Raw genomic sequence first — 25,489 nt, forward strand, 5'->3', positions numbered from 1 at the left:
GGCAGGATGCGCTGGCTCGCCATCGACCACGGCACGAAGAAGCTCGGCCTCGCCTTCTCGGACGAGCTGGAGATCCTGGCCTCGCCCTTCGAGGTCTGGCCCCAGGAGGAGGCGCGCACCCTGGATCGCCTGGCGCGGCTCTGCAAGGAGGAGGGCGTGCAGGCCCTCTGCGTGGGCCTGCCCCGGCACAAGGACGGCGCCGAGAGTGCCACGGCTCCGGCGGCCCGGGCCTTCGGCGAGGCTCTCGCGGCACGCGCGGGACTGCCCCTGCGCTTCGTGAACGAGCACCTCACCAGCGCCGAGGCCGACCGCCTGCTGCGGGAGCGGGGTGTGAGAGCCGACAAGCGGAAGCTCCTGCTGGACGCCGCCGCGGCTGCGGTCATCCTGAACGAGCTGCTGGAAGACCGGCGGGCCAAGGGGATCCCCGCCAGCCGTCTGGATTGATCCCCTGACGGGAGGGAGCCATGCGCATCGCATTCCTGGGCCTGGGACGGATGGGTGATCCCATGGCGCGCCGGCTGGTGGGCGCCTTCGAGCTGACGGTCTTCAACCGGGACATGGCCCGGGCCCGGCCCTTCGGGGCGCTGGGGGCGCAGGTGGCGGGCTCCGTGCGGGAGGCCGTGGCGGGGGCGGAGGTCGCCATCACCATGCTCTCGGACGACGCCGCGGAAGAGGCCATCACCTTCGGTCCTGGTGGCCTGCTGGAGGTGCTGGCCCCGGAGGCCATCCACGTCTCCATGAGCACCATCGGCATCGCCACCTCCGCCCGCCTGGGGGAAGCCCACGCCGAAGCCGGGCAGGGTTTCGTGGCGGCGCCGGTCTTCGGTCGCCCGCCCGCGGCGGCCTCGGGCCAGCTCTGGATCCTGGCCGCCGGTCCCGACGACCAGGTGGCCCGGTGCCAGCCCCTGTTCCAGGCCCTGGGCCAGGGGACCTTCCCGCTGGGGGGGCGGGCCTCCACGGCCCACGCCATGAAGCTGGCAGGCAACAGCCTCCTCGTCACCGCCGTGGAGGCCCTCAGCGAGGCCTTCGCCTACGGCGAGAAGGCGGGGGTCGCGCCGGAGACCACCCTGAAGATCCTCAACACGGCCCTGCTGAGGTCCCCCCTGGCCGACGCCTACGGGGGCGCCGTGGTGCGGGGCGACTTCGAGCCCGCGGGCTTCGCCCTGCGCCTGGGGCTGAAGGACGTGAGCCTGGCCCTCCGCGCTGCCGAGGCCTACCAGGCCCCCCTGCCCATCGCCAGCCTCCTGCGGGACCGCCTCCTGTCCGCCGTGGCCAAGGGCTACGGCGAGCAGGATCTGGCCGCCCTCTCCCGCCTCAGCCGGGAGGACGCCGGGCTGGCGTGAGGGGATCGAATTTTGATATTTGTCTTTTTTTGCCCATTTGACTTCAGGAAATATGAAAGCTTTATGGGGTTGAATGCAGGGCAAACCGCCGCATGATGGATGGGGTGGGGACCGCCTCCGGGTCGCTCCGAGGATTGTCGCCTCTGACTCCAAGGGGCAAGGCATGGCAGGTTCCCGCAGCTCTTTCCGCCCCGTCCTCGGGAAGACGGGTGCCGTCTTTGGGGCTGTTTCCGCCAGAGCCGCCAGGTCTCGAATTCTGCAAGGATCCCGCCTGTGAACTTGAGGGAGGCCAGGGGGCCAGGCGGCGGCCCCACCGGTGAGGCCCGGTCAGAGGCCCGGCGGGGCCGGCGGTTCGAGGACGCCATCACCAGCTTCCTGCCCCAGATCGGGCGGATGGCCAAGGTGGGGGGCTGGAGCTTCGAGGTGGATTCAGGCGAGGGCTGGTGGACGGAAGAGGTGGCCCGCATTCACGACCTCGATCCCTCGACGCCGACCTCCGCCGCCCTGGGCCTGAATTTCTACACGGCCCAGTCCCGTCCCCTGATCGAGCGGGCCATCCAGGAGGCCATCGAGAAGGGGCGTCCCTACGACCTGGAACTGGAGCTGGTGAGCGCCACAGGGGCGCGCAAGTGGGTGTGGACCCAGGGCCAGCCGGTGGTCGTGGGAGGGCGGGTGGTCCGCATCCAGGGCACCTTCCAGGACATCACCGAGCGCAAACGTACGGAACTGGCCCTCCGCGAGAGCCAGGAGCGCCTGCAGATGCTCATCGACCACGCCCCGGCGGCCCTGGCGATGTTCGACCGGGAGATGCGGTACCTCGCGGTGAGCCGGCGCTGGCTCAGCGACTTCCACCTGGGCGAGCAGGTCATCCTGGGGCGCTCCCACTACGAGATCTTCCCGGAGATCCCCGAGGCCTGGCGGGAGGCCCACCGGCGGGGACTGGCGGGGGAGGTCCTGCACTCGGACGAGGACCGGTTCGTCCGGCAGGACGGGACGGTGTACTGGCGGCGCTGGGAACTCCGGCCCTGGCATGCCGCCGACGGGACCGTGGGCGGCATCGTGATCTTTTCGGAGGACATCACCGAGCGGGTGGAGGCGCTTCAGGCCCTGCGCGAGAGCGAGCAGCGCTTCCGCCTGGCCCTGCGGAATGCGCCCGTGTCGGTGGCCGTCCAGGATCGGGACCTGCGCTACGTATGGGCCTACAACCAGCGGACCGCAAGGCCCGAGGACATGGTGGGCCGACGCGACGTCGACCTGTTCCCCCCCGACCAGGCGGCCCGGCTGGATGAGCTGAAGCGGAGGGTGCTGGAGGAGGGCGCGGAGATCCATCAGCAGATGTGGCTGGACCGCCCGGGACGTCGCCTGTTCCTGGATTTCTACTGCGAGCCTGTGCGGGACGCAGAGGGACGGATCACCGGCGTGGGCACCGCGACGGTCGACCTGACGCCGGTCCGCGAGGCCGAGGAGGAGCGGCGGCGGCTCGAGGCCGAGGTCGCCCACGGGCAGAAGCTGGAATCCCTCGGCGCCTTGGCGGGAGGCGTCTCCCACGACATGAACAACGTGCTGGCGGCCATCATGGCGGTGGCGTCCATGCTCAGGGAGAAGCGCCCGGACGATCCGGACTTGGTGAAGTCCATGGACACCCTGCTCCATGCCGCAGGCCGGGGCCGGGACCTGGTGAAGGGGCTGACCGACTTCGCCCGAAAGGACCTCCCCGAACCCCAGCCCCTGGACCTCAACGAGGTGGTGAGGAAGGAGGCCGCCCTCCTCCAGCGGACCACACTTCAGAAAGTGGGCGTGGAGCTGGCGCTGGCCGAGGGCCTTCCCCTGGTGATGGGCGATCCCAGCGCCATCTCCAACGCCCTCATGAACCTCTGCGTCAACGCCCTGGACGCCATGCCCGAGGGGGGCCGCCTGCGCCTCGCCACCCGTTCCGGAACGGGCGGAACCGCGGAGCTCGTCGTGGAGGACTCGGGCCACGGCATGGCGCCGGAAGTGCTGGCCCGTGCCCTGGAGCCCTTCTTCACCACGAAGCCGGCGGGCAAGGGCACCGGCCTGGGCCTGGCCCTGGTCTATGGCGTGATGAAGGCCCATGGTGGTCGCGTGGACCTCCGCAGCACGCCGGGCCAGGGCACGGAGATCACCCTCGTCTTCCCGACGTACCAGGCCGACCTTCCCTTCGAGGTGGGAATCCCCCCGGCGGACGAAGCGAGGGGTCGCCGCCTCCGCATCCTGCTGGTGGACGATGACGAGCTCGTCCGGGGCACCGTGCCGGTCATGCTCGAGGCCCTGGGACACGAGGTGCTGGCCACGGCCGGGGGAGCCCAGGCCCTGGACCGGCTGGAGGCTGGCTACGTCCCGGATCTCGTGATCCTGGATCTCAGCATGCCGGGCATGGACGGCGAGGAGACCCTGAGGCGGCTCCGGGTCCTGCGGCCTGACCTGCCGGTCCTGCTGGCCACGGGCTACCGGGACGAGCGGGGCGACCGGATCCTCGAGCAGGGCGCCCACGTGGGACTGATCCTGAAGCCCTTCACGCTCATGGACCTCAAGCTGAAGCTGGGGCAGATGGCCTGAGCCCGCCTCGGCTCACCCGAGCCGCACCGTCCGCATGCAGCGTTCCGCCAGGCCCGGGTTGTGGGTGACCAGCAGGGTGGTGGGTCGCAGCTCGGCATGGAGGTCCATCAGGAAGCCAAATACCTCCTCGGCCGTGGCGGGGTCCAGGTTGCCCGTGGGCTCGTCCAGCAGCCAGAGGGCGGGCTTGCGCACCAGGGCGCGGGCCAAGCCTGCCCGGGCGGCCTGACCGCCGGAGAGCTGGCCGGGCAGCCGCTCGCCGAGATCGCCCAGGCCCACGGTGGACAGCAGCTGTCCGATCCAGGCCTCGGCCTCGGCCGATCCGTCGCCGTCGATGAGCAGGGGCATGCGGAGGTTCTCCCGCACCGTGAACTCCGGCAGCAGGTGGGGCTGCTGGAAGGCCAGGCCCACCCGGCGGCGGCGGTAGAGGGCCCGGGCCTCGGCGCCCGCGGGCACGGGGCCGCCGCCCACGGCGATGCTGCCGCCCTCCCAGTGGTCGAGCCCGGCCACGCAGTTCAGGAGCGTGGTCTTGCCCACGCCGGAGACGCCCACCACGGCGCAGAGGCTGCCGGCCTCGACGTCGAGGGAGAAGCCGTCGAAGACCGGATGGGCATTGCCGGGGTAGGTCTTGTGCAGGTCCCGGATGGAAAGGGGTTCTCCGATCATTCGGCCCTCAGCGCGTCGACGGGGTCCAGGGCCGCGGCCTTCTTGGCGGGGTAGCGCGCGGCCAGCCAGGAGACCAGCAGGGGGAAGACGGCCACCAGCACGACATCCAGCACCTTGAGCCGGAAGGGCATGTAGGTGATGAAGTCGTAGACCGCGGCGGGCAGCTTCAGGAGCCTCCAGTGGTCGAGGATGAGGCACAGCGGCACGCTGACGCCCAGGCCCCAGGCGGTGCCAACGGCGCCGATGCGCAGGCCCTGCAGCTCGAAGAGCCGCTGGATCTGCTGCGGCGTGGCGCCCAGGGCCAGCAGCACGCCCAGGTCCCGGCGCTTCTCCGTCACCAGGAGGACCAGGGAGGCCACGATGTTGAAGGCGGCCACCAGCACGATGAGGCCGAATACGGCGGCGAATCCCCATTTTTCTAAGGCCAGCGCGGCAAAGAGCGTCTTGTTGGACTCCCGCAGGTCGGTGGCCATGTAGCCAGGGCCCAGGGTCTCGAGCACTCGGGTTTTCACTTCATCGATGAGGTTGATGCCTTGGGCACGCACTTCGATCATCTCAGCCCGGCCGTCGGACCGGGCGATCCGCATGGCGTCCGCCAGATGGATGAAGGCCCAGGCCTTGTCGTATTCGGAGCTGTGGCTGTAGAAGGTGCCCGCAACCCGGAAGGCCGCCACCTTGGGTTGCTGCCCGCCTAGTCCAAGTTCCAAGCGAAAGAAAGCCAGGGCCACCGTGTCGCCGACTTTCAGGCTGAGGCGCTGGGCCAGCTCCTTGCCCAGCACGATCTCGCCCTCCTTCAACTGCTCTACCGGGATGGGCTTCATGGAATCGAAGATGCTGGACGTCCCGTGGGCTGTTGCGGGATCCACGGCCTTGATGATCACGGGCTCCGGAGGCATGTCGCTGTCCGTGCGCCGCAGCAGGCCCTTCTCCAACCGGATGGGCGAGACGGCCTGGACGCCGGGCACCGCACGGATGGTCCTCAAGGCCCCCTCGGTGTCAGGTATATCACCGGCCAGGTGATACACCGTGAAGTGGGCCGTGGCGCTGTAGAGGGTGGCCTGGATCTCCTCGCGGATGCCATTCATCAGGGCCAGGGTCACCACCATGGCGAAGACGCCCAGGGCTGTCCCGAAGCGGGTGAGGATGACCATGATCCGCACGAAGGCCCCCTTCCGGTGGGTCTTCAGGTAGCGGTCGGCGATGGTGCGTTCAAACAGGGCCATGCCACCAGGGTAGCCGGGACTTGATTCTTGCCCTCGGGCACGGCAGCTTTGGCTCATGGCCGAAACCCCGCTCCGCTGTCTGCTCATCGCCCGCCAGGGCCCCGAGGACCGGGAGGACCGCATCGAGGACCACCTGCTGGAGCTGGTGGAGCTGGCCCGCAGCTGCGGCTTCGAGGTCTGGGCCCACCGCCGCCTGAAGCGGCCCCAGATCGCCCCCCGCACCTTCTACGGCTCCGGCCAGCTCCAGGCCCTGGCGGACGAGGCCGCCCGGCAGGGCGTGCGCCACCTCATCTGCGACGACGAGCTGAGCGGCAGCCAGGTGAACGCCATCGAGAAGCTCACGAACCTCACCTGCCTCGACCGCACGGGCCTCATCCTCAGCATCTTCGAGCAGCGGGCCCAGACCCGGGAGGCCAAGGCCCAGGTGGAGCTGGCCCGGCTGGAGTACGAGCTGCCCCGCCTCAAGGGGGCCTGGACCCACCTGGAGCGCCAGGTGGGCGGCGTGGGGGTCCGCGGGGGCCCCGGCGAGACCCAGATCGAGGTGGACCGCCGCATGATCCGCACCCGCATCAGCCAGCTCAAGCGCGAGCTCACCCACCTGGAGCGGGTGCGGGAGACCCAGCGCCAGGGCCGGCCCCAGGGCCTGCCCCGGGTGGCCCTGGTGGGCTACACCAACGCCGGCAAGACCACCCTCCTGAAGGCGCTGACGGGCGAAGGCGAGCCGCGGGACCTGCTCTTCGCCACCCTCGACACCACCACCCGCAAGGCCTGGCTGGGCCAGGACTTCGACCCCGGGACCGGGGAGGGCAGCCTGGAACCCAAGCACTGCCTGGTGGCCGACACCGTGGGCTTCATCCGCAAGCTGCCCCACCAGCTGGTGGCGGCCTTCCGCAGCACCCTGGGCGAGGTCCGTACGGCGGACGCCCTACTGGTGGTGGCCGACGCCGCCCACCCCGACCTGGAGGATCACCTCAAGGTGGTGGGCGCCACCCTGCGGGAGATCGGCTGCGCCCCCGAAGACGGTGACGCCCAGCCCCGCCTGCTGGTGCTGAACCAGGTGGACCGCCTGCACCGGCCCCAGAAGCTGGACCTGAAGAAGCGGCACCCGGGGGCCGTCCAGGCTTGCGCCCTCCACAGCACAGGGATTCCCGAGATCCGCGCCTGGCTCCGGGAGCTGATCCCCGGTCCGCCCAAGCCCCGGGAACTGGAGGACTGGGAGCTGCCGGACCCCGCTCCGGCGGTCTGATTCCAGGGTGCGTTCAGTTCCAAAGGAGGCCGAAAGGCCAACGCGAAGCGCGCGAAGGGGTGTCCGGGATGAGTCGAGTTCCCTTCGCGTATGTCACGTTCCTCTTTTGTGGTTGAGGCTTGCCGTTCATCAGGCGATCTCATTCTTTGAACGCAGAAGCGCCGGACCCGCACCCTGCTGGTGGAGGCCGACCTTGCCAACCGGGACCGGGCCTTCCCGGCGGGAGGCTTCGTCCATGTGGCGCTGAGGGTTGCCGCCGTGAGCCGCTTCGCGGTGCCTGCCGAGGCCGTGGTCCCGCGGGAGGGCAAACCCCCGGCGGGCATCATGCAGGCCGATGGCTGGGTGCGCTTCCAGGCCCTCCACCCCGGGGGCACGGTGGGGCTGAATCCGCCCCTCGGCCAGACGGATGGGGACTGCGTTCAGGCCGAGGGGGCCTGACCCTTCCGGGGGAGCCTCCCCACGGTGGCCGCCAGGCCCAGAGCCAGCAGGATGCGCAGGAAGAAGAGGTTGCGGCTGAGGCTGTGGGCCTTGTTGTAGGCCACGCGGTCCGCATGCTCCGGCGCCAGCGTCTCGATGGGCGCGTCGATGCGGGCCCGGATGGCCCGGACCTTGGGCGTCACCACGAAGGTGCTGGCCAGGCACATGAGCATGGCCACCAGCCAGGCGGCGCTCCAGAGGCGGATGGGGCCGATGAGGTCCTCCTTCACTTCGGCGATCCACCGAGCGCCCCAGCTCAGTCCCGCCAGGCCGAAGACCGTCCAGGCGGCCCAGTCCAGGCGGCCAAGGATGAGGCCGGCGATATGGCCCGCCACGTCGCGGCTGGGCAGCTCATGGAAGAAGACCGGCGCGGAGAACACGCCGAAGCCCAGCGCGGCGCCCGCCCAGAGCAGCAGGAGGGCGGTGGTGATGCGGTCGAGGCGGTGCAGGGTGCTGGGGCTCATGGGTTCCCGGGCTGGAAGCTGAGGACTGAGGACTGGAGCCTGAGGATTGCCCTACCACTCGTTGTAGGGGATCTGGTTGGTGGGGCTCTTGTCGGCGGAGCCGCTGCGGACGCGCCACACGCCCAGGTCGGCATCAGGATTGTCGGGATCCGGGGGCTCTGTTTCGAGCTGCCAGGTGTCCCGGGACTGGGTCATGGGATCCCAGGGGATGTCCCGCAGGTAGCCCAGCTCCCGGAGGGGCGCCAGGCTCGAGGGGTACTTGCCGCGATCCGCCCGGTACTGCTCGAGGGCGTGGTTGATCTGGAACAGGTTCTCCTTGAGGACGGCCTCACGGGCCACGGTCGTCTTGTACCGGTAGCCCACCAGACCGATCGTGGCCAGGAGGGCCAGGATGGTCATGACGACCAGCAGTTCCATCAGGGTGAACCCGCGCTGGCGGGAGGGGACGAGGCGCATGGCATTACCTTAGCGCAGCCCAGGCCGGCCGGGGGGCGGTTGCGGGATTGCCCGGGCCCGGACGGCAGGATCGACGTATGCTGGGCCCGTCCGGAAGGGGGCCCCATGCCCGAAACCGCCATCACCTTCGACGACGTTCTCCTCATTCCGGCCTACAACCATCACGAGTCCCGGCGGATCGTGGACATCAGCATGACCGACAAGACCGGGAGGCTCCGGCTGGAGCTGCCCGTCCTGACGGCGAACATGGACACGGTGACCGAGGAGGCCATGGCCGACTTCATCGGCGAGCGGGGCGGCATGGGCGTCCTCCACCGGTTCATGTCCGTGGAGGAGAACGTCGCCATGTTCCGGCGCTGCCGCTTCCCCACCTTCGTCTCCGTGGGCACCGCCGAGGCGGAGATGGAGCGGGTGGAGGCCCTCCGGGACGCCGGGGCCCAGTACTTCTGCGTGGACGTGGCCCACGGCCACGCCAAGTACGTCGGCAAGATGGTCAAGCGCATGCGGGCCATCCTGCCGAACGAATGCATCATGGCGGGGAACGTGGCCACCTATGCCGGGGCGGACTACCTGGCCAGCGTGAAGGCCGACATCGTGAAGGTGGGCATCGGCCCCGGCAGCGTCTGCACCACGCGCATCAAGACCGGCTTCGGCGTGCCCCAGCTCACGGCCATCAAGGAGTGTTCCCGGGCGGACCGCTCCATCGTGGCCGACGGGGGCATCCGCACCCCGGGAGACGTCGTGAAGGCCCTGGCCTTCGGCGCGGACTTCGTGATGATCGGCGGCATGCTGGCCGGAACGCGCCCCACGCCGGGCGAGCCGCTCCTGGACGCCGCGGGAACGCCGACCCGCAAGGTGTACCGGGGCATGGCCAGCCAGGAGGTGGCCGACGACCACCTGGGCGGGCTCACCGGCTGGAAGACCGCGGAGGGCGTGGCCACCGAGGTCCCCTATCGCGAAGACGAGGAGGAGATCCTCGCCGATATCGTGGGCGGCCTGCGCTCGGGCCTGACCTATGCCGGCGCGAACACCATCCGCGAGCTCCAGCGGAAGCTCAACTACGTGCAGGTCTCCCCCGCCGGATGGGTTGAGGGGCTGCCCCACAAGACGCTGCGCTGAGGCGCCAGGGGGCTGGCATGCTGGGGGCACCTTGCCTGGAGGTGACGTGTCCCGCGAGATCGAGCTGATTCTCCTGAGCCTCGACCAGGCCTACGACCGCAAGTCCTGGCACGGGTCGAACCTGAAGGGCGCGGTGCGCGGGCTGGACGCGGAGGCCGCCTCCCGACGCCCGGCCCCCGGCCGGCCCTCCATCCAGGAGCTGGTGGTCCACCTGGCCTACTGGAAGTACGCCGTGCTGCGCCAGCTGGCCGACCTCCCTCGGGGTGCCTTCCCCCTCAAGGGGTCGAACTGGTTCCCGCGGGGGGACGCCGATGCGACCCAGTGGAAGGTGGACCTGGCCTTGCTGGATCGCATGCACCGGGACCTGCGCGCCGCCGTGGCCGCGCTGGACCCCGCCGATCTGGACCGCCCCTCCGCCAAGGCCCAGTACCGGATCCGCGACCTCATCCTTGGCACCGCCGCCCACGACCTCCACCATGGGGGCCAGATCCAGCTCATCAAGCGGCTGGGGACGCCGCGTTAGAGCACGCCCCTCTTCTTCTGATCCAATTCAATGGAGTCGTACAGGGCCTGGAAGTTGCCCTCGCCGAAGCCCATGTTCCCCCGCCGCTGGATGATCTCGAAGAACAGCGGACCGATCTGGTCCTCGGTGAAGATCTGCAGGAGGTAGCCGGTCTCGTCGCCGTCGATCTGGACGCCCAGTTCCTGCACGGTGGCCAGATCCTCCCGCACGGTGTAGCCGCTCGCCGCGATGCGCCCCGGCAGCAGCTCGTAGTAGGTGTCGGGAACCCGCAGGAACTTGAACCCCTGGTCCCGCAGGGTGCGCAGGGTGTGGAAGATGTCGTTGGAGGAGAGGGCGATGTGCTGCACGCCCTGGCCCTTGTGGCGGTTCACGTACTCCTGGACCTGGCTCTTCTCGTCCGTGGGCTGGTTGATGGGGATGATCACCTGGTTGTTGGCGCTCTGGACCACCTTGGAGTCGAGGCCCGTGCCCAGGGCGCCGCGGATGTGGAACTCGCGGGTGACGACGAAGCCGTAGACGCGCTCGTAGAAGTCCACCAGGGCATCCATCTCGGCAGGGCCCACGTTGTTGGTGAGGTGATCGACGCGCACCAGGCCGGGATCGCAGAAGGCCGGGGCCGGGTCGGGCGCGAGCCCGGGCCAGAAGGAGGCCAGGTTGCCTGTTCGTTCCACCAGGAAGTTCCAGACGTCGCCCACGCCCTGGATGGCCGCGAAGCGGAGTGTGCCGTCGCCCAGGGTGTGCGTCTCGGGCTCTCGCATGACGCGGGCGCCCTGGGCGCGGGCCTGGGCCATGGCCACGTCGAGGTCGTCCACCAGGAAATTCAGCGCGCAGACGCCCTCTCCGTGCGCCTGGGCGTAGCGGCCGGCCGGATGAGAAGCCATGGCCTCGAAGATGAGGATGTCCATGCGCTGCTGGCGCAGGTGGACCATCCGTCCCCAGGCGTGGGATCCGCTGGCCACGCGGGCGAACCCCAGACCGCGGTAGAGGGGTTCCAGGCGCTCGACGGAGCCGGTCAGCTGGAAGTGGTCGATGCGCTGCAGCCCCATGGGATTGCCGCCGGGTTTCCGGTTGGAGGGGGCGGTCAGGGCGAAGCTGGGAGCGGGCATGGAAACCTCATCGGAGCAGACCGCCCAGTCTGGGCCCGGGGGAGCGTGACGGGGGTCACATAAATGATGTTTACCCCAATGTATTCAATATTTAAACACCATTGAGTCAATTATGGAAATCAATAAAAACGGGCCCGCAAAGCGGGCCCGTTTCCGATCTGCGCGAAGCGCGGATCGCCTCAACTCAGTGACGTCGCGATCACCTTCTCCTTGCTGAAGAACTCGAGGATGTCCCCTTCCTTCAGCTCGTCGAAGCCGTCGAGGGAGATGCCGCAGTCGAGGCCGTTCTTCACCTCGGTCACGTCCTCCTTGAAGCGCTTGAGGTTCTTGATGCCGCCCTCGAAGAGGACCTCCTCGCCGCGCTTCACGCGGACCTTGTTCGCCTTCTGGACCTTGCCCTCGGTGACGAAGGACCCGGCGATGACGGCCTTGCCGATCTTGAAGAGCTGGCGAACCTCGGCCTGGCCGTGGACAGTCTCCTTCTCGGTGGCGTCCAGCATGCCGACCATGGCCTGCTCGACCTCCTCCGTGACCTTGTAGATGATGTCGTGGAAGCGCAGGTCCACGCCCTCCTCGTGGGCGAGCTCCTCGGTCTTCTTCTCGGCCCGGGTCTGGAAGCCGATGATGGTGGCCTTGGAGGCCTCGGCGAGGAGCACGTCGTTCTCGGTGACGGTGCCGGCGGCGCTGTGGATGATGCGCACCCGGACCTTCTCGGTGCTGAGACGCTCCAGCTGGCCCACCAGCGATTCGACCGAGCCCTGGGTGTCCGCCTTGATGATGAGGGGCAGTTCCTTGACCTGGCCGTCCTTGAGGGTGCTGAACAGGGTCTCCAGCGTGGCGCGCTGCTTCTGCTGGGCCGCCTGCTTGGCCTTCTCCTGGCGGAAGGAGACGATGGTGCGGGCCTTGCCCTCGTCCTCCACCACCTGGAAGTTGTCGCCGGCGCTGGGCACTTCCTCGAAGCCGAGAATCTGCACCGCGGTGGACGGCTCGGCCTCGGTGACGCGCTGGCCCAGGTAGTCGAACATGGCGCGGACGCGGCCCATGGTGGCGCCGGCCACGAAGATGTCGCCGGCCTTCAGAGTGCCGCGCTGCACGAGCACGGTGGCCACGGGGCCGCGGCCCCGGTCCAGGCGGCCTTCGATGATGGACCCGGCGGCCGGGCAGTCGTAGACGGCCTTCAGCTCCTTGAGGTCCGCCACGAGGAGCAGCGTCTCGAGCAGGTCATCGAGGCCCTGCTGGGTCTTGGCGCTGACGAGGACGGCCGGCACGTCGCCGCCGTAGGCCTCGGTCTGGACGCCGTACTGGAGCAGGCCCTGCTGGACCTTGTCCGGATTGGCGCCGGGCTTGTCGATCTTGTTGATGGCGACGACCAGGGGGACGTCCGCGGCCTTGGCGTGGTTGATGGACTCCACGGTCTGGGGCATGACGCCGTCGTCGGCGGCCACCACCAGGACAGCGATGTCCGTGACCTTGGCGCCCCGGGCGCGCATCTTGGTGAACGCCTCGTGGCCCGGCGTGTCGAGGAAGACCACCTTGCGCTTCTCGCCGGTGTTCGGGTCCTTCACGGCCACGTGGTAGGCGCCCACGTGCTGCGTGATGCCGCCGGCTTCGCCCGCGGCCACCTTGGTCTTGCGGATGGCGTCGAGCAGCGAGGTCTTGCCGTGGTCGACGTGGCCCATGATGGTGACGACCGGGGGACGGGACAGCTTCTCGCCCGCCACCTCGCCGGACTCATCCGCGGCGATCTGCACGTCCTCCTCGAAGGAGACGATGTCGGCCAGGTAGCCGAACTCGCGGGCGATGTCCTTGGCCATCTCGGTGTCGAGGGGCTGGTTGATGGTGGCGAAGATGCCCCGATGGAGCAGCTTGGCGACCACATCCTTGGCGGGCCGATTGCACTTCTCGGCGAGTTCCTTGACCGTCACGCCTTCGGAGAGCATGACGATGCCGATCTCCTCCTCGATGTACTCGCTGGCGACCTGCTGGGCGCGGGAGCGGGGCTGGCGGAGCTTGAGGTCGAGTTCCTCCTCCTTGCTCCGGACGTAGCCGCCCTTCTTCTTCTTTCCGCCCACGTGGGCGCCGCGACCGGGGCCCTTCTGGCTGTTGGGGTCGATGGGGCCCGAGGCCGGGATGGAGGGGCCGCGACCGGGGCCGCCGGGGCGGGAGCCCATGCCGGGACGGCCGGGGCCGCCGGGACGGGGACCCATGCCAGGACGGCCGGGACCGCCGGGACGGCTGCCGGGACCGCCCGGACGACCGCCGGGGCCGCTGGGGCGGCTGCCGGGCGCAGGGCGCGCCTGGGGCAGCTGGATGTAGCGGGCAGGTTCCGTGGACCGGGGCGCCGGGGCCGGGGTGTCCGAGGTCTTGATGCGGCTGAAGCCCTGGTCCGGGCGCAGCTCGGTGATGGCGGGCGGAATGTAGGGACGCCGGCTGGGGGTCACGGGGGCGGGGGCGTCGTGGCGCACCTCGCCGCGGCCCGTGTTGGTGGCCATCTGGAGAACGGCCTTCTCCTTCTGGGGCATGCCGGAGCGCTGGACGTCCCGAGGCGCGGGGGCCTGGCCGGGCCGCTGGACAATGGGCCGGGCGCCCGCTTCGGGGCGGGGACCGGAGCCCTGGGCCGCGGAGGGCTGGGCCGGACGCTGGGGCGCCGGGGCGCCCGCGGGCCGGGTGGGCGGAAGCTGGATGTAGCGGGCAGGCTTCTCTTCGCGAGGGGCGGGCGCGGCGCCCGTGGACACCTTCAGGCGGGAGAAGGTCTCCTTCGGCGCCTCTGCCTGGGCCGTCTGGGCCTCGGCTGGGGCTGGCGCGGCGGCCGGAGCCGTGACGGCCGGAGCTGCGGGCGCGGCCGGAGCGGGCACCGGAACCGGGGTGGGCTCGGCCGACTTCGTCTGGGGGGCGGGCGTGGCTGCGGGCGTGGCGGCAGGGGCCGACGCCTGCGGCTCGAGGCTCGGTTCGGGCTGGGGCTCGGGCCGGGCTTCAGGCTTCGGCTCGGCCTTCTTCACCAGCACGGCAGGCGCGGCCTTGGGGGCCTCGACCGGGGGCTCGGGACGGGGGGAGACCGGAGCGGGCCCCTTCACCACCTTCACGGCGGCGGAGGGCTTGTGCAGCGCGAGGGGGGGCGCGTCGCTCTCTCCCTTGTGCTTGCCCTGGAAGGCCCGGCGCAGCTGGTCCGCCTGGTCATCGGTGAGGTTGGAGCTGTGGCTCTTCCCTTGGAGGCCCAGACGCTTCTCGCAGGCCTCGATGACCTCCTGGTTGGCGACTCCGAGCTCTTTGGCGAGTTGGTTGATACGCAGCATGTAAGGGGATTACCTCGGCCTGGGGGTGGGAAACGGGAAGGGCTGCAGGACTACAGCCTACTCCCCGAAGTACGCCTGCACGGCATCGATGAGACGGAAGGCCAGATCCTGATCCATGCCTTCCACCTGCATGAGCTGCTCGGCAGTGACAGTGTAAAGGGATTTGGCATCGGAATAGCCCGCGGCGGCCAGTCGGTCGGCGAGGGCGGCGTCCAGCCCCTCGGCCTGGATCTCGTCCAGCAGGGTGGAGGCGGGGGCGGCGGCTTCGGCGGCGGGGGCCGCCTCGGCGCCCATCTCCGGGAGGGCCAGGCCCATGGCGACTTCGGCCTCGCGGCGCTTGTCGGCCTCGCTGCGGACGTCGATGTTCCAGCCCGTGAGCTTGGCGGCCAGGCGGACGTTCTGGCCCCGCTTGCCGATGGCGACGCTGAGCTGCTCGTCGTCCACCACCACCTCGACCCGGTGGGCCTCGGGGTCCACCAGGTTCACCCGGATGGACTTGGCGGGGTTCAGGGCGTTGGCGATGAACTGGGCCGCGTCATCCGAGAAGCGCACGATGTCGATCTTCTCGTTCTTCAGCTCGCGGATGATGGCCTGCACGCGGCTGCCCTTGAGGCCCACGCAGGCGCCCACGGGATCGACATCCGGATCGAGGCTGTGGACGGCCACCTTGGCGCGGTCGCCGGCCTCGCGCACGCAGTTGCGGATGACCACGGTGCCGTCGTGGATCTCGGGCACCTCGTTCTCGAAGAGCTTGATGAGCAGCCGCGGATCCGTGCGGCTGACCTGCACCTGGGGATCCTTGGCGCTGCGGTCGACGCTCACGATGACGACCTTGATGCGCTGGCCCTTGTCGAAGCGGTCGCCGCGCAGCGCCTCGGAGCGGCGCAACATGGCCTCGACGCGGTCGATTTCAAGGATGATGGCGCTCTTTTCGAAGCGCTTGACCTCGGCCACCACCACCTCGCCGATGCGATCGGCGAACTCGGTGAAGATGCGCTCGCGTTCGGCCTCGCGGACCTTCTGCACCAGCACCTGCTTGGCGGCCTGGGCGGCGATGCGGCCGAGCTGGCTGGTGTCCTGGGGCAGCCAGAGGGTGTCGCCCTCGGCCGCGTCCGGGTTCAGCGTCTGGGCTTCCGCCAGGCTGATCTCCAGGTCCTCCTCCTCGACCTCGGCCACCACCTGCTTCAGGGCGTAGACGTGGAACTCGCCGGTCTCCCGGTCCATCTGGGCCTGGAAGTTGCCGTAGAAATCCTGGGCATTGAAGAACTTGTCCGCGGCCTTGGCAAGGGCTTCCTCCACCGCCGCGAAGACATCTTCCTCGTTGATGCCCTTCTCGGCGGCGATCATCTTCACGCTGTCGAAAAAGGTCGTTGCCACGTTCGCCATCTCAGGCCTCCTCGTCCTCGACGGCGCTTGTCTCTACGCCATCGGCATCGGGTACTTCAGTCAAACGGGCGGCCAGGTGCTTCGGCCGCGGGGTCTTGTCCTCATCGAAGGGCGCCAGGCGCGCCTTCTGGATGGACTCAAGGGGAATGCTCTTGAGGACGCCGTCCTCTTCCAGGGTGACGCTGGCGCCCTCCACGGGGCCGATCCAGCCCTTGAAGCGCTTCTGGCCGTTGATGGGCGCGGCGGTCTGAACGCGGCAGAGCCGGCCTGCGAAGCGGCGGAAGTGCTCGGCCTTGACCAGGGGGCGCTCCATGCCTGGGCTGCTGACCTCGACCCCGAGCTTCTCCCGCAGGTCGGGGAACTCCACGTCCATCCAGAGCAGCAGGCCCTCATGGGCGGCGGTGCAGTCGTCCAGGGTGACCCTGCGGCCGCTGGTGGCGCCGTCCAGGTGGTCGATGTAGAGGCGCAGCACCTCGTCCCGGCCTTCGCGGGCCAGCTCCAGGTGCACCAGCTCGTAGCCCAGCAGGGCCAGCTGACGCTCGAGGAGGGGTTGCGCTTTCTTCAGATCCACGAAGGCTCCGGGTCAACAACAAAAAAGGTGGGCCGAACCCACCCAGTCTTGGCACCCGAGTCCGGGAGGCCATGGCCGAATTGACCTATGAGTCTAGCGCGATGTGCAAGGGTTCTCAAGGCCGGGAACGCATCCGGGGGTGCCGGGCCCCGGCCCTCGGCGGGCCCGCCCTCGGACGGGCGGGCTGGCTGGTAGGCTGGATTGGGGGCTGGCGGGCCCCCTTTTACCCGGGAAGGATGGCCCATGGCTCAGGTGCTGGACGGCAAGGCGCATGCGGACCGCATGCTGGAGGTGGTTCGTCAGGGCGTGGAGGCCCGGCTGGCTGAAGGGAAGCGCGCCCCGGCCCTGGCCGTGGTGCTGGTGGGCGACGATCCCGCCAGCCACGTCTATGTGCGGAACAAGTCGGCGGCCTGTGCCAAGGTGGGCATCACCTCCCTGGAGCACCGGCTGGCCGCGGACACGCCCCAGGCCGTGCTGGACGACCTCATCGACCGCCTGAACGCCGATCCCGGGGTGGACGGGATCCTGGTGCAGCTGCCCCTGCCCAAGGGCCTGGATTCCAAGCGGGCCCTGCACCGCATCAGCCCCGCCAAGGACGTGGACGGCTTCCACCCGGTGAACCAGGGCCTCCTGCTGGAGGGCCTGCCGGGCCTGCGCCCCTGCACGCCCAGCGCCTGCATGTCCCTCCTGGCCCACCATGGCCTGGAGCTGAAGGGCCTGCGGGCCGTGGTGCTGGGCCGCAGCGAGATCGTGGGCAAGCCCATGGCCCTCATGCTGCTCGAGAAGCACGCCACCGTGACCATCGCCCACAGCCGCACCAGGGATCTGCCCGCCGTCTGCCGCGAGGCGGACCTGCTGGTGGCCGCCGTGGGCAAGCCGGGCCTCGTGGAGGGCTCCTGGATCAAGCCGGGCGCCGTGGTGGTGGACGTGGGCATCAACCGCGTGGACGACCTCGTCCTGGGCGAGCGTATCTTCGCCGCCGAGCCCAAGAAGCTGGAGACTCTGATGGCCAAGGGCGCCGTCCTCTGCGGCGACGTGCGCTACGGCGAGGCCATGCAGGTGGCCTCCGCCGTGACCCCCGTCCCCGGCGGCGTCGGCCCCCTCACCATCGCGGGCCTGCTGACCAACACCCTGCAGGCGGCCAACGCGCTGTCGTAACTGGGTCGAATGGCTTAAAGGCGGAACGCGAAGAGCGCGAAGAAAAAGGCAAGGGCGCGAAGGATGTCCATCGCTTCGTTGCAGGACATCCGGGCCTTCGGCCCCAGGTCGCGCACGGCGCGACCTGCTTCACGGGCGGCGGCCATGGCGGCCCCCAGAAGCCGCCCGGAGCCGCCGCCCGTGAAGGGATGTCCGGGGTGGGTCGGGCCCCATTCGCGTCCTTCGCGCGCCCGAAGGGCGTTTTCGCGCCATTCGCGTTCGTCTTTTTCGTCTAAAACCGCGCGTTGACGGGGGCTGCCTTCCAGGTCACGGGCAGAGCCCGCCATCCACGTTGATGATTTGGCCGCTCATGTAGCTGGCCCAGTCGGAGCAGAGGAAGGCCACGACGCTGGCGACCTCCTCGGGCTCGCCTTCGCGCTTGAGGATGGTGGGGGCGAGGAGGTCGCGCTTGGCCTCCTCCGAGACGTCTGCCGTCAGCTCGGTGTGGATGAACCCGGGATTCACGGCGTTCACCAGGACGCCGAAGGGGGCCACCTCGCGGGCCAGGCTCTTGGTGAGGGACATGACGGCACCCTTGCTGGCGCCGTAGTTGGTCTGGCCGGCCATGCCGATGATGCCGGTGGGACTCACGATGTTGACGACGCGCCCCCACTTGCGGGCCATCATGCCCCGCACAAAGGCCTTGGTGGCGTACACGGTGCCCCGGAGGTTCACGTCCATGACCTCCTCCCACTTCGCGTCGCCCATGAGGATGAAGGGGCCATCCTTCCGCGTCCCGGCGTTGTTCACGAGGATGTCCACGGGTCCCAGTTCGGCCTTCACGCGGTCGGCGGCAGCTTCCAGCTCGGCCTTCACGCGGACGTCGGCCAGCACGGCCATGGCCCGGCGGCCCATGCCGCGGACCTCCGCCGCCACGGCCTCTGCCAAGTCCTGGTTCTTCTGGGCGTGCACCACCACGTCCGCGCCCCATCGGGCCAACTCCACGGCGATGGCCCGGCCGATGCCCCGGGAGGAACCGGTGACGAAGGCGATGCGGCCGAGCAGGGGTGGCTGGTTGAAGGGCATGGCGCGATTCCAGGGCAACGGATTAGGATGCCCCATGGGGGAAAGCATGTCCAAGGATCTGGTCAGCCCTGACGCCATGGAGGCCTTCCTGAAGGCGCATCCCGACTGGGTCGCGCAGGGGGATGCCCATGGCTTGACCCTCCGGCGCCGCTATGTTTTCTCCGCCTACCCGCGAGGCCTGGGCTTCGTCATGGCCGCCGCGGAGCATGCCGAGAAGGTGAATCACCACCCGGACCTGACCCTCGGCTACCGCTGGGTCGTGGCGGTCCTCACCACCCATGTGAGCCGCGGGGTCACCCAGCGGGACCTGGACTTGGCCGAGGCCCTGGACCGGATGTACCAGGAGCACATCTAGGCCGGAGACACGGTCTCACTGCGCCGGTGAGGTTCGGGGCGGTGGATTGAACCGCTCCTGCATGGACTGCACCTTGGTGAGGTCCAGCTGCTGGGGGTTCGAGGGATCCGACGCGACCAGCTCGCTCAATTCGATCTTCCCGTGGCTGGGCGGCGGGGCCGCAAAGGCCCGGATCAGGCGATCCCGCAAAGCCTTGAGGGTGAGGTTGAAGGCCTCGCGCCGAGGTGTGTCCTGGTAGGCCAGATCCCACACCTCCACCGTGGCCCCAGCGTCACCCCGCTGGGGGGCCCGCAGGGGCTGGGGGGCTGCGTGCAGGATCAGGCTGTCCCAGCACCCGGGATGGACGAGGCGGAGATGCACGATGGGATCGGTGCCCAGATCCGTGCGCAGATCCAGAGTTCCCACCTCCTGGGCCGCCAGGAAGGGCGTGAGGATGACACCGAGCCAGCAGAGGCGCATGGAAGAGGGGTGAGCCGAGTCGGGAGGCAGTTCCTCAGGACTTCCGGGGCTTGGGTTTCCCGGTACGCGGACCGAGCTTGCTTGCGGGACGTCCACCGGGGCCTTCGCGGCGCGGGCCTGCCGGGCGGCTGGTGGCGCTGTAGCTGCGGCGCGGACGCTCGTCGCCCTCGTCATGGCGGGGCCGGGCCGGGCGGTTGCCGGGGGTGAAGGGACGGCGGGGCCGCTCGTCGCCTTCGTCGCGCCGCGGGCGGGCGGGGCGCTCGGCGGAACCGAAGCTGCGGCGCGGACGTTCGTCGCCCTCGTCACGGCGGGGCCGGGCCGGGCGGTCGCCGGGGGTGAAGGGACGGCGGGGCCGCTCATCGCTGTCGTCGCGCCGGGGGCGGGCGGGGCGCTCGGTGGAACCGAAGCTGCGGCGCGGACGCTCGTCGCCCTCCTCACGGCGGGGCCGGGCCGGACGGTCGCCGGGGGTGAAGGGACGGCGGGGCCGCTCGTCGCTGTCGTCGCGCCGGGGGCGGGCGGGGCGCTCGGTGGAGCCGTAGCTGCGGCGCGGACGCTCGTCGCCCTCGTCACGGCGGGGCCGGGCCGGACGGTCGCCGGGGGTGAAGGGACGGCGGGGCCGCTCGTCGCTGTCGTCGCGCCGCGGGCGGGCGGGGCGCTCGGTGGAGCCGAAGCTGCGGCGCGGACGCTCGTCGCCCTCGTCACGGCGGGGCCGGGCCGGGCGGTCACCGGGGGTGAAGGGACGGCGGGGCCGCTCATCGCCATGGATGGGGCGTGGGCGGACGGGCGCTTCCCGCTCATCGAACCGCTTGGCGCGGGCCACGCGCTTGAGCTTGTGGTCGCGGCTCTCGGTGGGCTGGAAGATGCCCTCCTCGCCCTTGGCGCCCGTGGCGGCGCGCTGCAGGCGGGCGGAATTCCGCAGGGCCTTGAGGGCCGCCTCCATGTCCGCGGGCATGGGGGCCGTCACCGTGACCTGCTCCTCGGTGACGGGATGCTTGAAGCCCAGCAGCTCGGCGTGGAGGGCCTGGCGATCCAGCAGGGGGCTCTCGGTGCCGTAGACCTGGTCGCCCAGCAGGGGGAAGCCGCGGTCCGCGAACTGCACGCGGATCTGGTTGCGGCGGCCGGTCTCCAGGCGCACTTCCACCACGGTATGACCGGGCAGACGCTCGATCACGCGGTAGTGGGTGACGGCCTCCTTGGCGCCGGCGGGCATGCGCTTGCCGCCGCCGGGGCCCTTGCGGACCTTGGCCACGGACATCTTCAGGGACTTGGCGTGCTCGATGAGGTGACCCGCCAGGGTGCCGCTGTTCTCCGGCAGTTCGCCCACGAGGATGGCGAAGTAGACGCGCTGGAGGCGGTGCAGCTCGAAGTGCTTCTTGAGGCCGTGCAGGGCCTCGGGGGTCTTGGCGAAGACCAGCACGCCGCTGGTGAAGCGGTCGAGGCGGTGGACGATGAAGAGGTTGAACCGCTTGAAGCCGCGGCGGCGGTAGGACTCGGTGATGGCTTCCGCCAGGCTGGGCTCTCCGCCTTGTTCAGCCGGCACCGTCAGCAGGCCCGCGGGCTTGAACACGAAGAGCAGGTGGTTGTCCTCCCACAGCGTCTCGTAGGGGCCGGAATTCAGCTTCTTCGGCGCCGGCAGCACCTCGTAGGTGAGCTCGGGATCGAAGACCACCTTCACCGTGTCCCCGGCCTTGAGCCGGTGGCCGTGCTTCTCGGCGGTCTCACCGTTCACCGTCACGCAGCGCCCGTCGATGAAGCCCTTGGCCTGCCGGTGGCTGATGACCATCACCTTGTGCAGCTCCGAAGCCAGGGCCGCGCCCTCCTGCTCCGCCTGCCATTCCCGTTCGATGCGTGCCATGGCGACGCCCTCCGTCATCGCCCCCCGTCACTGTCAACGCCGAGCGGACATCCAGAAGACCATGAAACGCTTTCCCCACCTAGCAAAATGGGGAGCGGCTCGCCGCTCCCCATTTTGCTGGCGCGGGGAAGACTACTTCTTTGAAAAGTCTCCCGCCTTCACGATGACGAGCTTGGCGGGGTCCAGGTGCTTGCGGAGCGCGGCGTTGACCTCGTCGAGTCTGAGGGCCTGGACCTTGGCCTCCAGCTCCGCCTGGAAGCGCACGGGACGGTCCAGGTAGAGGGAGGTGTTCAGCCAGCCGGCGATCGCGCGGTCGTCCTGCCGCTCGGTCTGCTCGCCCTGCAGCCAGGTCTTGCGGGCGAAGTCCAGCTCCTCCTGGGTGAAGCCGTCCTTCAGGGCCTTCTGCAGCTCCTCCTGGAAGGCCGCCTCCAGCTTTGCCGCGTTCTGGGGCGCGTAGATGGCGTAGGCCTGCCAGGAGGTCACGGGATCCTGGCTGCTGACGTTGGCGTAGGACCCGGCCCCGTAACTGAAGCCCTCCTTCTGGCGGAGGCGATCACCGAGGCGGTTCTTCAGGGTGCCGCCCCCAAGCATCTGGTTGGCCATGAGGAAGGCCGGGTAGTCGGGGTCCGTGTCCTTCATGGCCCAGCGCTCCACGGCCAGGAAGATGGCCATCTGCTTGTCAGGCGTCTCCAGGACCTTGGACTGGCCGGGGACCTCCTTCATCCGCGCGGGGATGCGCTCGTAGGCCGAGGCGGATTTCCAGGCGCCGAAGAGGTCGGTCACGAGGGCCTGGAGTTCCTTGGCGTCGAAGTCGCCGGAGGCGGCGAAGGTGGCGTGGTCCGCGCCGTAGAAGGCGGCGTGGAAGGCCTTGAGGTCCTCCACCTTGGCCGCCTTCAGGTCCTGGATCCGGGTCTCGAGGGACCGGTAGGCCGAGGGGTGGCCGGCGGGGTAGGCGTCCAGGGTCTGGCCCAGGAACTCCATGGCCTTGGCCTGGGGCTCCTGGCGCTGGGACTCGATGCCCGTGGTCTGCTGCTTCACGAGGGTGTCCAGCTCGGAGGCGGGGAAGGCGGGTTCGCGCAGCACCTCGGCCACGAGCTTCAGCGTGGCGGCCAGGTTCTCCCGGGGCACCTTGATCCGGGCATTGGCGGACGTGGCGCCGCCCGTGACCATCACTTCCGCCTTCAGCCGGTCGAAGGCGTCGGCGATCTCCTGGCGCGAGTGCTTGAGGGTGCCGCGCATGAGCATGGCGCCCGTGAGGTCCGGCACGGCCTGCTTGTCCCGCAGCGTGGACTCCTGCCCGAAGCGCAGGGTGAGCTGCACCGAGGCCATGCTGCCCTTGGTCTTCTTGGACAGCAGGGCGCCCTTCAGGCCGTTGGGAGCGGTGAAGCGCAGTGTGCGGCGGTCCACGTTCTCCGGGGTGGCGTCGAAGGCCTCACCCTGGGCGATGGTCTGCTTGCCGGTGTAGCCCTTCACGTCCGCCGCGACGTCGGGCACGCCGGGAACCTCGGTGCGGTCCGGCTTCTCCGTGGGGAGGTACTCCCCGAGGGTGCGGTTGCTGGGCTTGAAGTACGTCACCGCGGCCTTCTGGACCTGCTCGAGGGTGGCGGACAGCGTGCGGTCGCGATCCAGGAACCACTCCCGCCAGTCGCCGGTGGCCATGGCCTCGCTGAGGCTGATGGCCATGTTCTTGGTGTTGGAGAGGGTCTGGTCGATGCCCTTCTGGACCTGGGCCTTGGCGCGGTCCAGCTCGGCCTGGGTGAGGGGGGTGTCCTTCAAGCCCTCCACCTCGTGCAGGAGAACGGCCTTCACCTTCTCCACGTCCCCGTCCTTCGGCAGCATCACGCCGAACATCTGGAGGCCGGGCTCGTAGGTGGAGAAGGAGAGCGGAAAGACCTGGGCCGCGAGCTTGGTCTCCACCAGGGCCTTGTAGAGGCGTCCGCTGGGCGCGTCCGTGAGGATGGCCGCCGCCAGGTCCGTGGCGCTACGATCCGCCTGGGCGGAGGGGGGGACGTGGTACCCGGCCACCAGGAGCGGGGTGCCGCCCACGCGCCGGATGGTCACCAGCCGCTCGCCGTCCTGGACGGGCTCCACGGTGTAGGTGGGCTCCAGGGTCCGGGTCGGCTTCGGCAGCCGCCCGAAGGTGGCGTTGACGTAGGCCAGGGTCTTCGGTCCGTCGAACTGTCCCGCCACCATCAGGACCGCGTTGTCCGGCTGGTAGTACTTCGTGTAGAAGGCCCGGAGGTGGGCCACGTTCACATGCTCGATGTCGCTGCGGGCCCCGATGACGGGCTTCCCGTAGTTGTGCCAGTCGTAGGCCGCGGACATCACGCGCAGGATGGTGGTGCGGAAGGGGCTGTTTTCGCCGGACTCGAACTCGTTGCGGACGACGGTCATCTCGCCGCTCTTGCCGTCCTTCCCCCAGAGCGTCTCGGCCGTGAAGGTGCAGTTCAGCATCCGGTCCGCTTCCAGATCCAGCGCCTTCTTCAGGTTCTCCTCGGAGGCCGGGAAGGAGACGTAGTAGTTGGTGCGGTCGAAGTTGGTGGTGCCGTTGGCGTCGCCCCCCAGCTCGTTGAGGATCTTCCAGGTGTCCGGCCGGGCCTTCGTGCCCTTGAAGAGCATGTGCTCCAGCAGGTGGGCCATGCCCGTCTCGCCGTAGTGCTCCTGCCGGCTGCCCACCAGGTAGGTGATGTTGGTGGTGATGGTGGGCTTGCTCGCGTCGGGATAAAGGAGCACCCGCAGGCCGTTGGCCAGGCGGTACTCGGTGATGCCCTCCACCGTCGTCACCTGCATGGGCGCGGCCAGATTCGACGGTTTGGCGACCTTGGCCGCGGCGGCTTTCTGGGGCTTGGCGGGCTTGGGGGCGTCCCCCGCCACCAGCGCCATGGCCAGGGCCCCACAGAGGGGCAGCATCAATCGACGGGAGAAGGGCATGTGACCTCCAGGTTGTGAAAGATTCCCGATGGGAGACCCTCAGATTACGCGGCATGCAGAGATGCGCTTGTTAAGAAATGTTTAGCTCTGGCCCGAGGTTCCACCCCTCGGGCCAAGGCCGGGCAGGAGGAAGGTTGACAGGAGGGGCAGAAGGAATCATGTTGATGCATCTAGATGTCATAAACATCTAGATGTTCAAAATGGAGTCATCCCTCATGTCTTCCCTCATCCTGCTTGCGCTGGCCTTGTCCGGCCTCCTCCTGTCCGCCCGGAAGGACCGGGCCCGTACCCGCAAGGCCATGGAGGCGGCGTGGCGGTCCTGGCTCGGCCTGCTTCCGTCGCTCCTGGGGCTGACCGCGGGCATCGGGCTGGCCACGGCGCTGATCTCGCCTCAGGCCGTGGCGCGCCTGTTCCAGGAGCACGGGGCCGCGGGCTTCTTCCTCCTGTCAGGCCTGGGCGCGCTGATCACGATCCCATCGCCGGTGGCGTACCCCCTGGCGGGGACGCTCCACCGCATGGGCGCCAGCCTTCCCGCCCTCGCCAGCTTCATCACCACCCTCACCATGGTGGGGCTCCTCACCGCGCCGCTGGAGGTCAAGGCCTTCGGCCGGGCGTTCACCTTCCGGAGGCAGGCCCTGAGCCTGGTCCTGGCCCTGACCATCGGGGCGACCATGGGGGTGCTGCTGTGAGCCGGACCTGGCGTCCCGTCCTCTGGATTCTGGCGGCCGTTGCGGCGGTCCACCTCGGTCTGGCCTGGTGGGTCCCGGGCCTTGCGGTCGCCTCGGCCAAGGGGGGCCTGCGGGGCTTCGGCCAGATCCTGGCCATCCTGCCTGCGGTGCTGGTCCTCCTGGCCCTGTTCGACGCCTGGGTTCCCCGGGCGGTGGTGGAGCGGAGCCTGGGGCCAGGAGCGGGCCTCCGGGGGGTGGCCTTCGCCATGCTGCTGGGCACGGCGGCGGCGGGGCCCATCTACGCGGCCTTCCCCCTGGGCCTGTCCCTCCGGGAGAAGGGGGCCCGGACCGCCAACCTGGTCATCTTCCTGGGCGCCTGGGCCACCATCAAGGTGCCCATGCTGATGCTGGAGAGCGCCTTCCTGGGCCCGCGCTTCGCCTTGACCCGCCTCATCCTCACCGTCCCCGGCATCCTCGGCTGCGGGTTCCTCATGGAGCGGCTGGAGCGTCGATCGACGCGCCAAGGAGGGCGCTGAGAGTACACTTCCCTT

The 25,489-nt window shown here is 69.6% G+C and carries 24 protein-coding genes; 11 read left to right on the forward strand and 13 right to left on the reverse strand.

The genetic code is table 11. The features are described from left to right. Positions 1-6 precede the first annotated feature (6 nt). From ruvX to MLJ35_RS00245, 3 genes are all read left to right on the forward strand, one after another. Positions 7-444, forward strand: a complete 438-nt coding sequence (gene ruvX / locus MLJ35_RS00235) for a Holliday junction resolvase RuvX (protein ID WP_243319495.1) — start codon at positions 7-9, stop codon at positions 442-444. A gap of 20 nt (positions 445-464) precedes the next feature. Further along, positions 465-1,343, forward strand: coding sequence for an NAD(P)-dependent oxidoreductase (locus tag MLJ35_RS00240; RefSeq protein WP_243381998.1), 879 nt, complete (start codon positions 465-467; stop codon positions 1,341-1,343). A gap of 273 nt (positions 1,344-1,616) precedes the next feature. Then, a complete protein-coding gene (locus MLJ35_RS00245) occupies positions 1,617-3,920 on the forward strand; it encodes a hybrid sensor histidine kinase/response regulator (protein WP_243382000.1) in 2,304 nt (767 codons plus the stop codon). Between the two features lie 12 nt (positions 3,921-3,932). Here MLJ35_RS00245 and MLJ35_RS00250 read toward each other — a convergent pair whose 3' ends face one another. Continuing rightward, positions 3,933-4,583, reverse strand: coding sequence for an ABC transporter ATP-binding protein (locus tag MLJ35_RS00250; protein ID WP_243319502.1), 651 nt, complete (start codon positions 4,581-4,583; stop codon positions 3,933-3,935). Beyond that, positions 4,580-5,806, reverse strand: a complete 1,227-nt coding sequence (locus MLJ35_RS00255) for an ABC transporter permease (protein WP_243382004.1) — start codon at positions 5,804-5,806, stop codon at positions 4,580-4,582. Before MLJ35_RS00255 ends, MLJ35_RS00250 begins: the two co-directional genes overlap by 4 nt. A gap of 55 nt (positions 5,807-5,861) precedes the next feature. Between MLJ35_RS00255 and hflX the strand changes: the two genes are divergently transcribed. Together hflX and MLJ35_RS00265 are read left to right on the forward strand one after the other, a co-directional pair. Beyond that, on the forward strand, positions 5,862-7,052 hold the full coding sequence (hflX, locus tag MLJ35_RS00260; RefSeq protein WP_243382006.1) for a GTPase HflX: 1,191 nt from the start codon (positions 5,862-5,864) through the stop codon (positions 7,050-7,052). A 180-nt stretch (positions 7,053-7,232) separates the two neighbouring features. Next, the gene (locus tag MLJ35_RS00265; RefSeq protein WP_243382009.1) at positions 7,233-7,490 is read left to right on the forward strand and encodes an efflux RND transporter periplasmic adaptor subunit; all 258 of its coding nucleotides are present in this window, start codon (positions 7,233-7,235) and stop codon (positions 7,488-7,490) included. On the opposite strand, the gene MLJ35_RS00270 is transcribed toward MLJ35_RS00265, so the two are convergent. Continuing rightward, positions 7,472-7,993: a DUF4149 domain-containing protein gene (locus MLJ35_RS00270; RefSeq protein WP_243382012.1), complete on the reverse strand. Its 522-nt coding sequence runs from the start codon at positions 7,991-7,993 to the stop codon at positions 7,472-7,474. The genes MLJ35_RS00265 and MLJ35_RS00270 overlap by 19 nt on opposite strands. 51 nt (positions 7,994-8,044) lie before the next feature. Beyond that, entirely contained in the window at positions 8,045-8,449 is a 405-nt protein-coding gene (locus tag MLJ35_RS00275) for a type II secretion system protein (RefSeq protein WP_243286864.1), read from the reverse strand. Positions 8,450-8,554: 105 nt separating this feature from the next. Here MLJ35_RS00275 and MLJ35_RS00280 point away from each other — a divergent pair, with 105 nt between their 5' ends. Both MLJ35_RS00280 and MLJ35_RS00285 read left to right on the forward strand, forming a co-directional pair. Beyond that, positions 8,555-9,568, forward strand: coding sequence for a guanosine monophosphate reductase (locus MLJ35_RS00280; RefSeq protein WP_243382015.1), 1,014 nt, complete (start codon positions 8,555-8,557; stop codon positions 9,566-9,568). Positions 9,569-9,614: 46 nt separating this feature from the next. Next, entirely contained in the window at positions 9,615-10,091 is a 477-nt protein-coding gene (locus MLJ35_RS00285) for a DinB family protein (protein WP_243382017.1), read from the forward strand. On the opposite strand, the gene hppD is transcribed toward MLJ35_RS00285, so the two are convergent. The 4 genes from hppD to MLJ35_RS00310 form a co-directional block, all read right to left on the reverse strand. Next, a complete protein-coding gene (gene hppD, locus MLJ35_RS00290) occupies positions 10,088-11,197 on the reverse strand; it encodes a 4-hydroxyphenylpyruvate dioxygenase (protein WP_243382020.1) in 1,110 nt (369 codons plus the stop codon). The genes MLJ35_RS00285 and hppD overlap by 4 nt on opposite strands. 179 nt (positions 11,198-11,376) lie before the next feature. Continuing rightward, the gene (gene infB / locus MLJ35_RS15750; protein ID WP_275976275.1) at positions 11,377-14,490 is read right to left on the reverse strand and encodes a translation initiation factor IF-2; all 3,114 of its coding nucleotides are present in this window, start codon (positions 14,488-14,490) and stop codon (positions 11,377-11,379) included. A gap of 57 nt (positions 14,491-14,547) precedes the next feature. Then, positions 14,548-15,876, reverse strand: a complete 1,329-nt coding sequence (nusA, locus tag MLJ35_RS00305) for a transcription termination factor NusA (protein ID WP_243319517.1) — start codon at positions 15,874-15,876, stop codon at positions 14,548-14,550. A 1-nt stretch (position 15,877) separates the two neighbouring features. Next, the gene (locus tag MLJ35_RS00310; protein WP_243319520.1) at positions 15,878-16,447 is read right to left on the reverse strand and encodes a ribosome maturation factor RimP; all 570 of its coding nucleotides are present in this window, start codon (positions 16,445-16,447) and stop codon (positions 15,878-15,880) included. 243 nt (positions 16,448-16,690) lie between these two features. On the opposite strand from MLJ35_RS00310, the gene folD reads away from it, so the two are divergent. Then, on the forward strand, positions 16,691-17,605 hold the full coding sequence (gene folD, locus MLJ35_RS00315) for a bifunctional methylenetetrahydrofolate dehydrogenase/methenyltetrahydrofolate cyclohydrolase FolD (RefSeq protein WP_243382022.1): 915 nt from the start codon (positions 16,691-16,693) through the stop codon (positions 17,603-17,605). A gap of 14 nt (positions 17,606-17,619) precedes the next feature. Here folD and MLJ35_RS15755 read toward each other — a convergent pair whose 3' ends face one another. After that, positions 17,620-17,751: a hypothetical protein gene (locus MLJ35_RS15755; RefSeq protein WP_275976276.1), complete on the reverse strand. Its 132-nt coding sequence runs from the start codon at positions 17,749-17,751 to the stop codon at positions 17,620-17,622. 160 nt (positions 17,752-17,911) lie between these two features. Then, complete coding sequence (locus tag MLJ35_RS00320; RefSeq protein WP_243382024.1) at positions 17,912-18,670, reverse strand: 3-oxoacyl-ACP reductase family protein; 759 nt, start codon at positions 18,668-18,670, stop codon at positions 17,912-17,914. A gap of 46 nt (positions 18,671-18,716) precedes the next feature. Here MLJ35_RS00320 and MLJ35_RS00325 point away from each other — a divergent pair, with 46 nt between their 5' ends. Next, a complete protein-coding gene (locus tag MLJ35_RS00325) occupies positions 18,717-19,025 on the forward strand; it encodes a 4a-hydroxytetrahydrobiopterin dehydratase (protein ID WP_243319526.1) in 309 nt (102 codons plus the stop codon). Positions 19,026-19,040: 15 nt separating this feature from the next. Here MLJ35_RS00325 and MLJ35_RS00330 read toward each other — a convergent pair whose 3' ends face one another. From MLJ35_RS00330 to MLJ35_RS00340, 3 genes are all read right to left on the reverse strand, one after another. Further along, entirely contained in the window at positions 19,041-19,484 is a 444-nt protein-coding gene (locus MLJ35_RS00330) for a hypothetical protein (protein WP_243382026.1), read from the reverse strand. Positions 19,485-19,518: 34 nt separating this feature from the next. Beyond that, positions 19,519-21,339 (reverse strand): RluA family pseudouridine synthase, encoded by a 1,821-nt coding sequence (locus MLJ35_RS00335; protein WP_243382028.1) that lies wholly within the window; start codon positions 21,337-21,339, stop codon positions 19,519-19,521. Positions 21,340-21,471: 132 nt separating this feature from the next. Beyond that, positions 21,472-24,270, reverse strand: a complete 2,799-nt coding sequence (locus MLJ35_RS00340) for a M16 family metallopeptidase (RefSeq protein WP_243382030.1) — start codon at positions 24,268-24,270, stop codon at positions 21,472-21,474. Positions 24,271-24,485: 215 nt separating this feature from the next. Between MLJ35_RS00340 and MLJ35_RS00345 the strand changes: the two genes are divergently transcribed. Continuing rightward, positions 24,486-24,959: a hypothetical protein gene (locus MLJ35_RS00345; protein WP_243382033.1), complete on the forward strand. Its 474-nt coding sequence runs from the start codon at positions 24,486-24,488 to the stop codon at positions 24,957-24,959. Further along, complete coding sequence (locus MLJ35_RS00350; protein WP_243382035.1) at positions 24,956-25,474, forward strand: permease; 519 nt, start codon at positions 24,956-24,958, stop codon at positions 25,472-25,474. Before MLJ35_RS00345 ends, MLJ35_RS00350 begins: the two co-directional genes overlap by 4 nt. Positions 25,475-25,489 lie beyond the last annotated feature (15 nt).

It is taken from the genome of Geothrix alkalitolerans (assembly GCF_022808885.1).
In the GTDB taxonomy this organism is placed as follows: Bacteria; Acidobacteriota; Holophagae; order Holophagales; family Holophagaceae; genus Geothrix; species Geothrix alkalitolerans.

Bases quoted from the DNA above. Each gene is read 5' to 3' on its own strand.
- MLJ35_RS00345 (WP_243382033.1), top strand. From the start codon at position 24,486: ATGTCTTCCCTCATCCTGCTTGCGCTGGCCTTGTCCGGCCTCCTCCTG.
- nusA (WP_243319517.1), bottom strand. From the start codon at position 15,876: ATGGCGAACGTGGCAACGACCTTTTTCGACAGCGTGAAGATGATCGCC.
- MLJ35_RS00250 (WP_243319502.1), bottom strand. From the start codon at position 4,583: ATGATCGGAGAACCCCTTTCCATCCGGGACCTGCACAAGACCTACCCC.
- MLJ35_RS00270 (WP_243382012.1), bottom strand. From the start codon at position 7,993: ATGAGCCCCAGCACCCTGCACCGCCTCGACCGCATCACCACCGCCCTC.
- MLJ35_RS00320 (WP_243382024.1), bottom strand. From the start codon at position 18,670: ATGCCCTTCAACCAGCCACCCCTGCTCGGCCGCATCGCCTTCGTCACC.
- MLJ35_RS00330 (WP_243382026.1), bottom strand. From the start codon at position 19,484: ATGCGCCTCTGCTGGCTCGGTGTCATCCTCACGCCCTTCCTGGCGGCC.
- infB (WP_275976275.1), bottom strand. From the start codon at position 14,490: ATGCTGCGTATCAACCAACTCGCCAAAGAGCTCGGAGTCGCCAACCAG.
- MLJ35_RS00275 (WP_243286864.1), bottom strand. From the start codon at position 8,449: ATGCGCCTCGTCCCCTCCCGCCAGCGCGGGTTCACCCTGATGGAACTG.
- MLJ35_RS15755 (WP_275976276.1), bottom strand. From the start codon at position 17,751: ATGGCCGCCGCCCGTGAAGCAGGTCGCGCCGTGCGCGACCTGGGGCCG.
- MLJ35_RS00335 (WP_243382028.1), bottom strand. From the start codon at position 21,339: ATGGCACGCATCGAACGGGAATGGCAGGCGGAGCAGGAGGGCGCGGCC.
- hflX (WP_243382006.1), top strand. From the start codon at position 5,862: ATGGCCGAAACCCCGCTCCGCTGTCTGCTCATCGCCCGCCAGGGCCCC.
- MLJ35_RS00340 (WP_243382030.1), bottom strand. From the start codon at position 24,270: ATGCCCTTCTCCCGTCGATTGATGCTGCCCCTCTGTGGGGCCCTGGCC.
- ruvX (WP_243319495.1), top strand. From the start codon at position 7: ATGCGCTGGCTCGCCATCGACCACGGCACGAAGAAGCTCGGCCTCGCC.
- folD (WP_243382022.1), top strand. From the start codon at position 16,691: ATGGCTCAGGTGCTGGACGGCAAGGCGCATGCGGACCGCATGCTGGAG.
- hppD (WP_243382020.1), bottom strand. From the start codon at position 11,197: ATGCCCGCTCCCAGCTTCGCCCTGACCGCCCCCTCCAACCGGAAACCC.
- MLJ35_RS00255 (WP_243382004.1), bottom strand. From the start codon at position 5,806: ATGGCCCTGTTTGAACGCACCATCGCCGACCGCTACCTGAAGACCCAC.
- MLJ35_RS00240 (WP_243381998.1), top strand. From the start codon at position 465: ATGCGCATCGCATTCCTGGGCCTGGGACGGATGGGTGATCCCATGGCG.
- MLJ35_RS00325 (WP_243319526.1), top strand. From the start codon at position 18,717: ATGTCCAAGGATCTGGTCAGCCCTGACGCCATGGAGGCCTTCCTGAAG.
- MLJ35_RS00280 (WP_243382015.1), top strand. From the start codon at position 8,555: ATGCCCGAAACCGCCATCACCTTCGACGACGTTCTCCTCATTCCGGCC.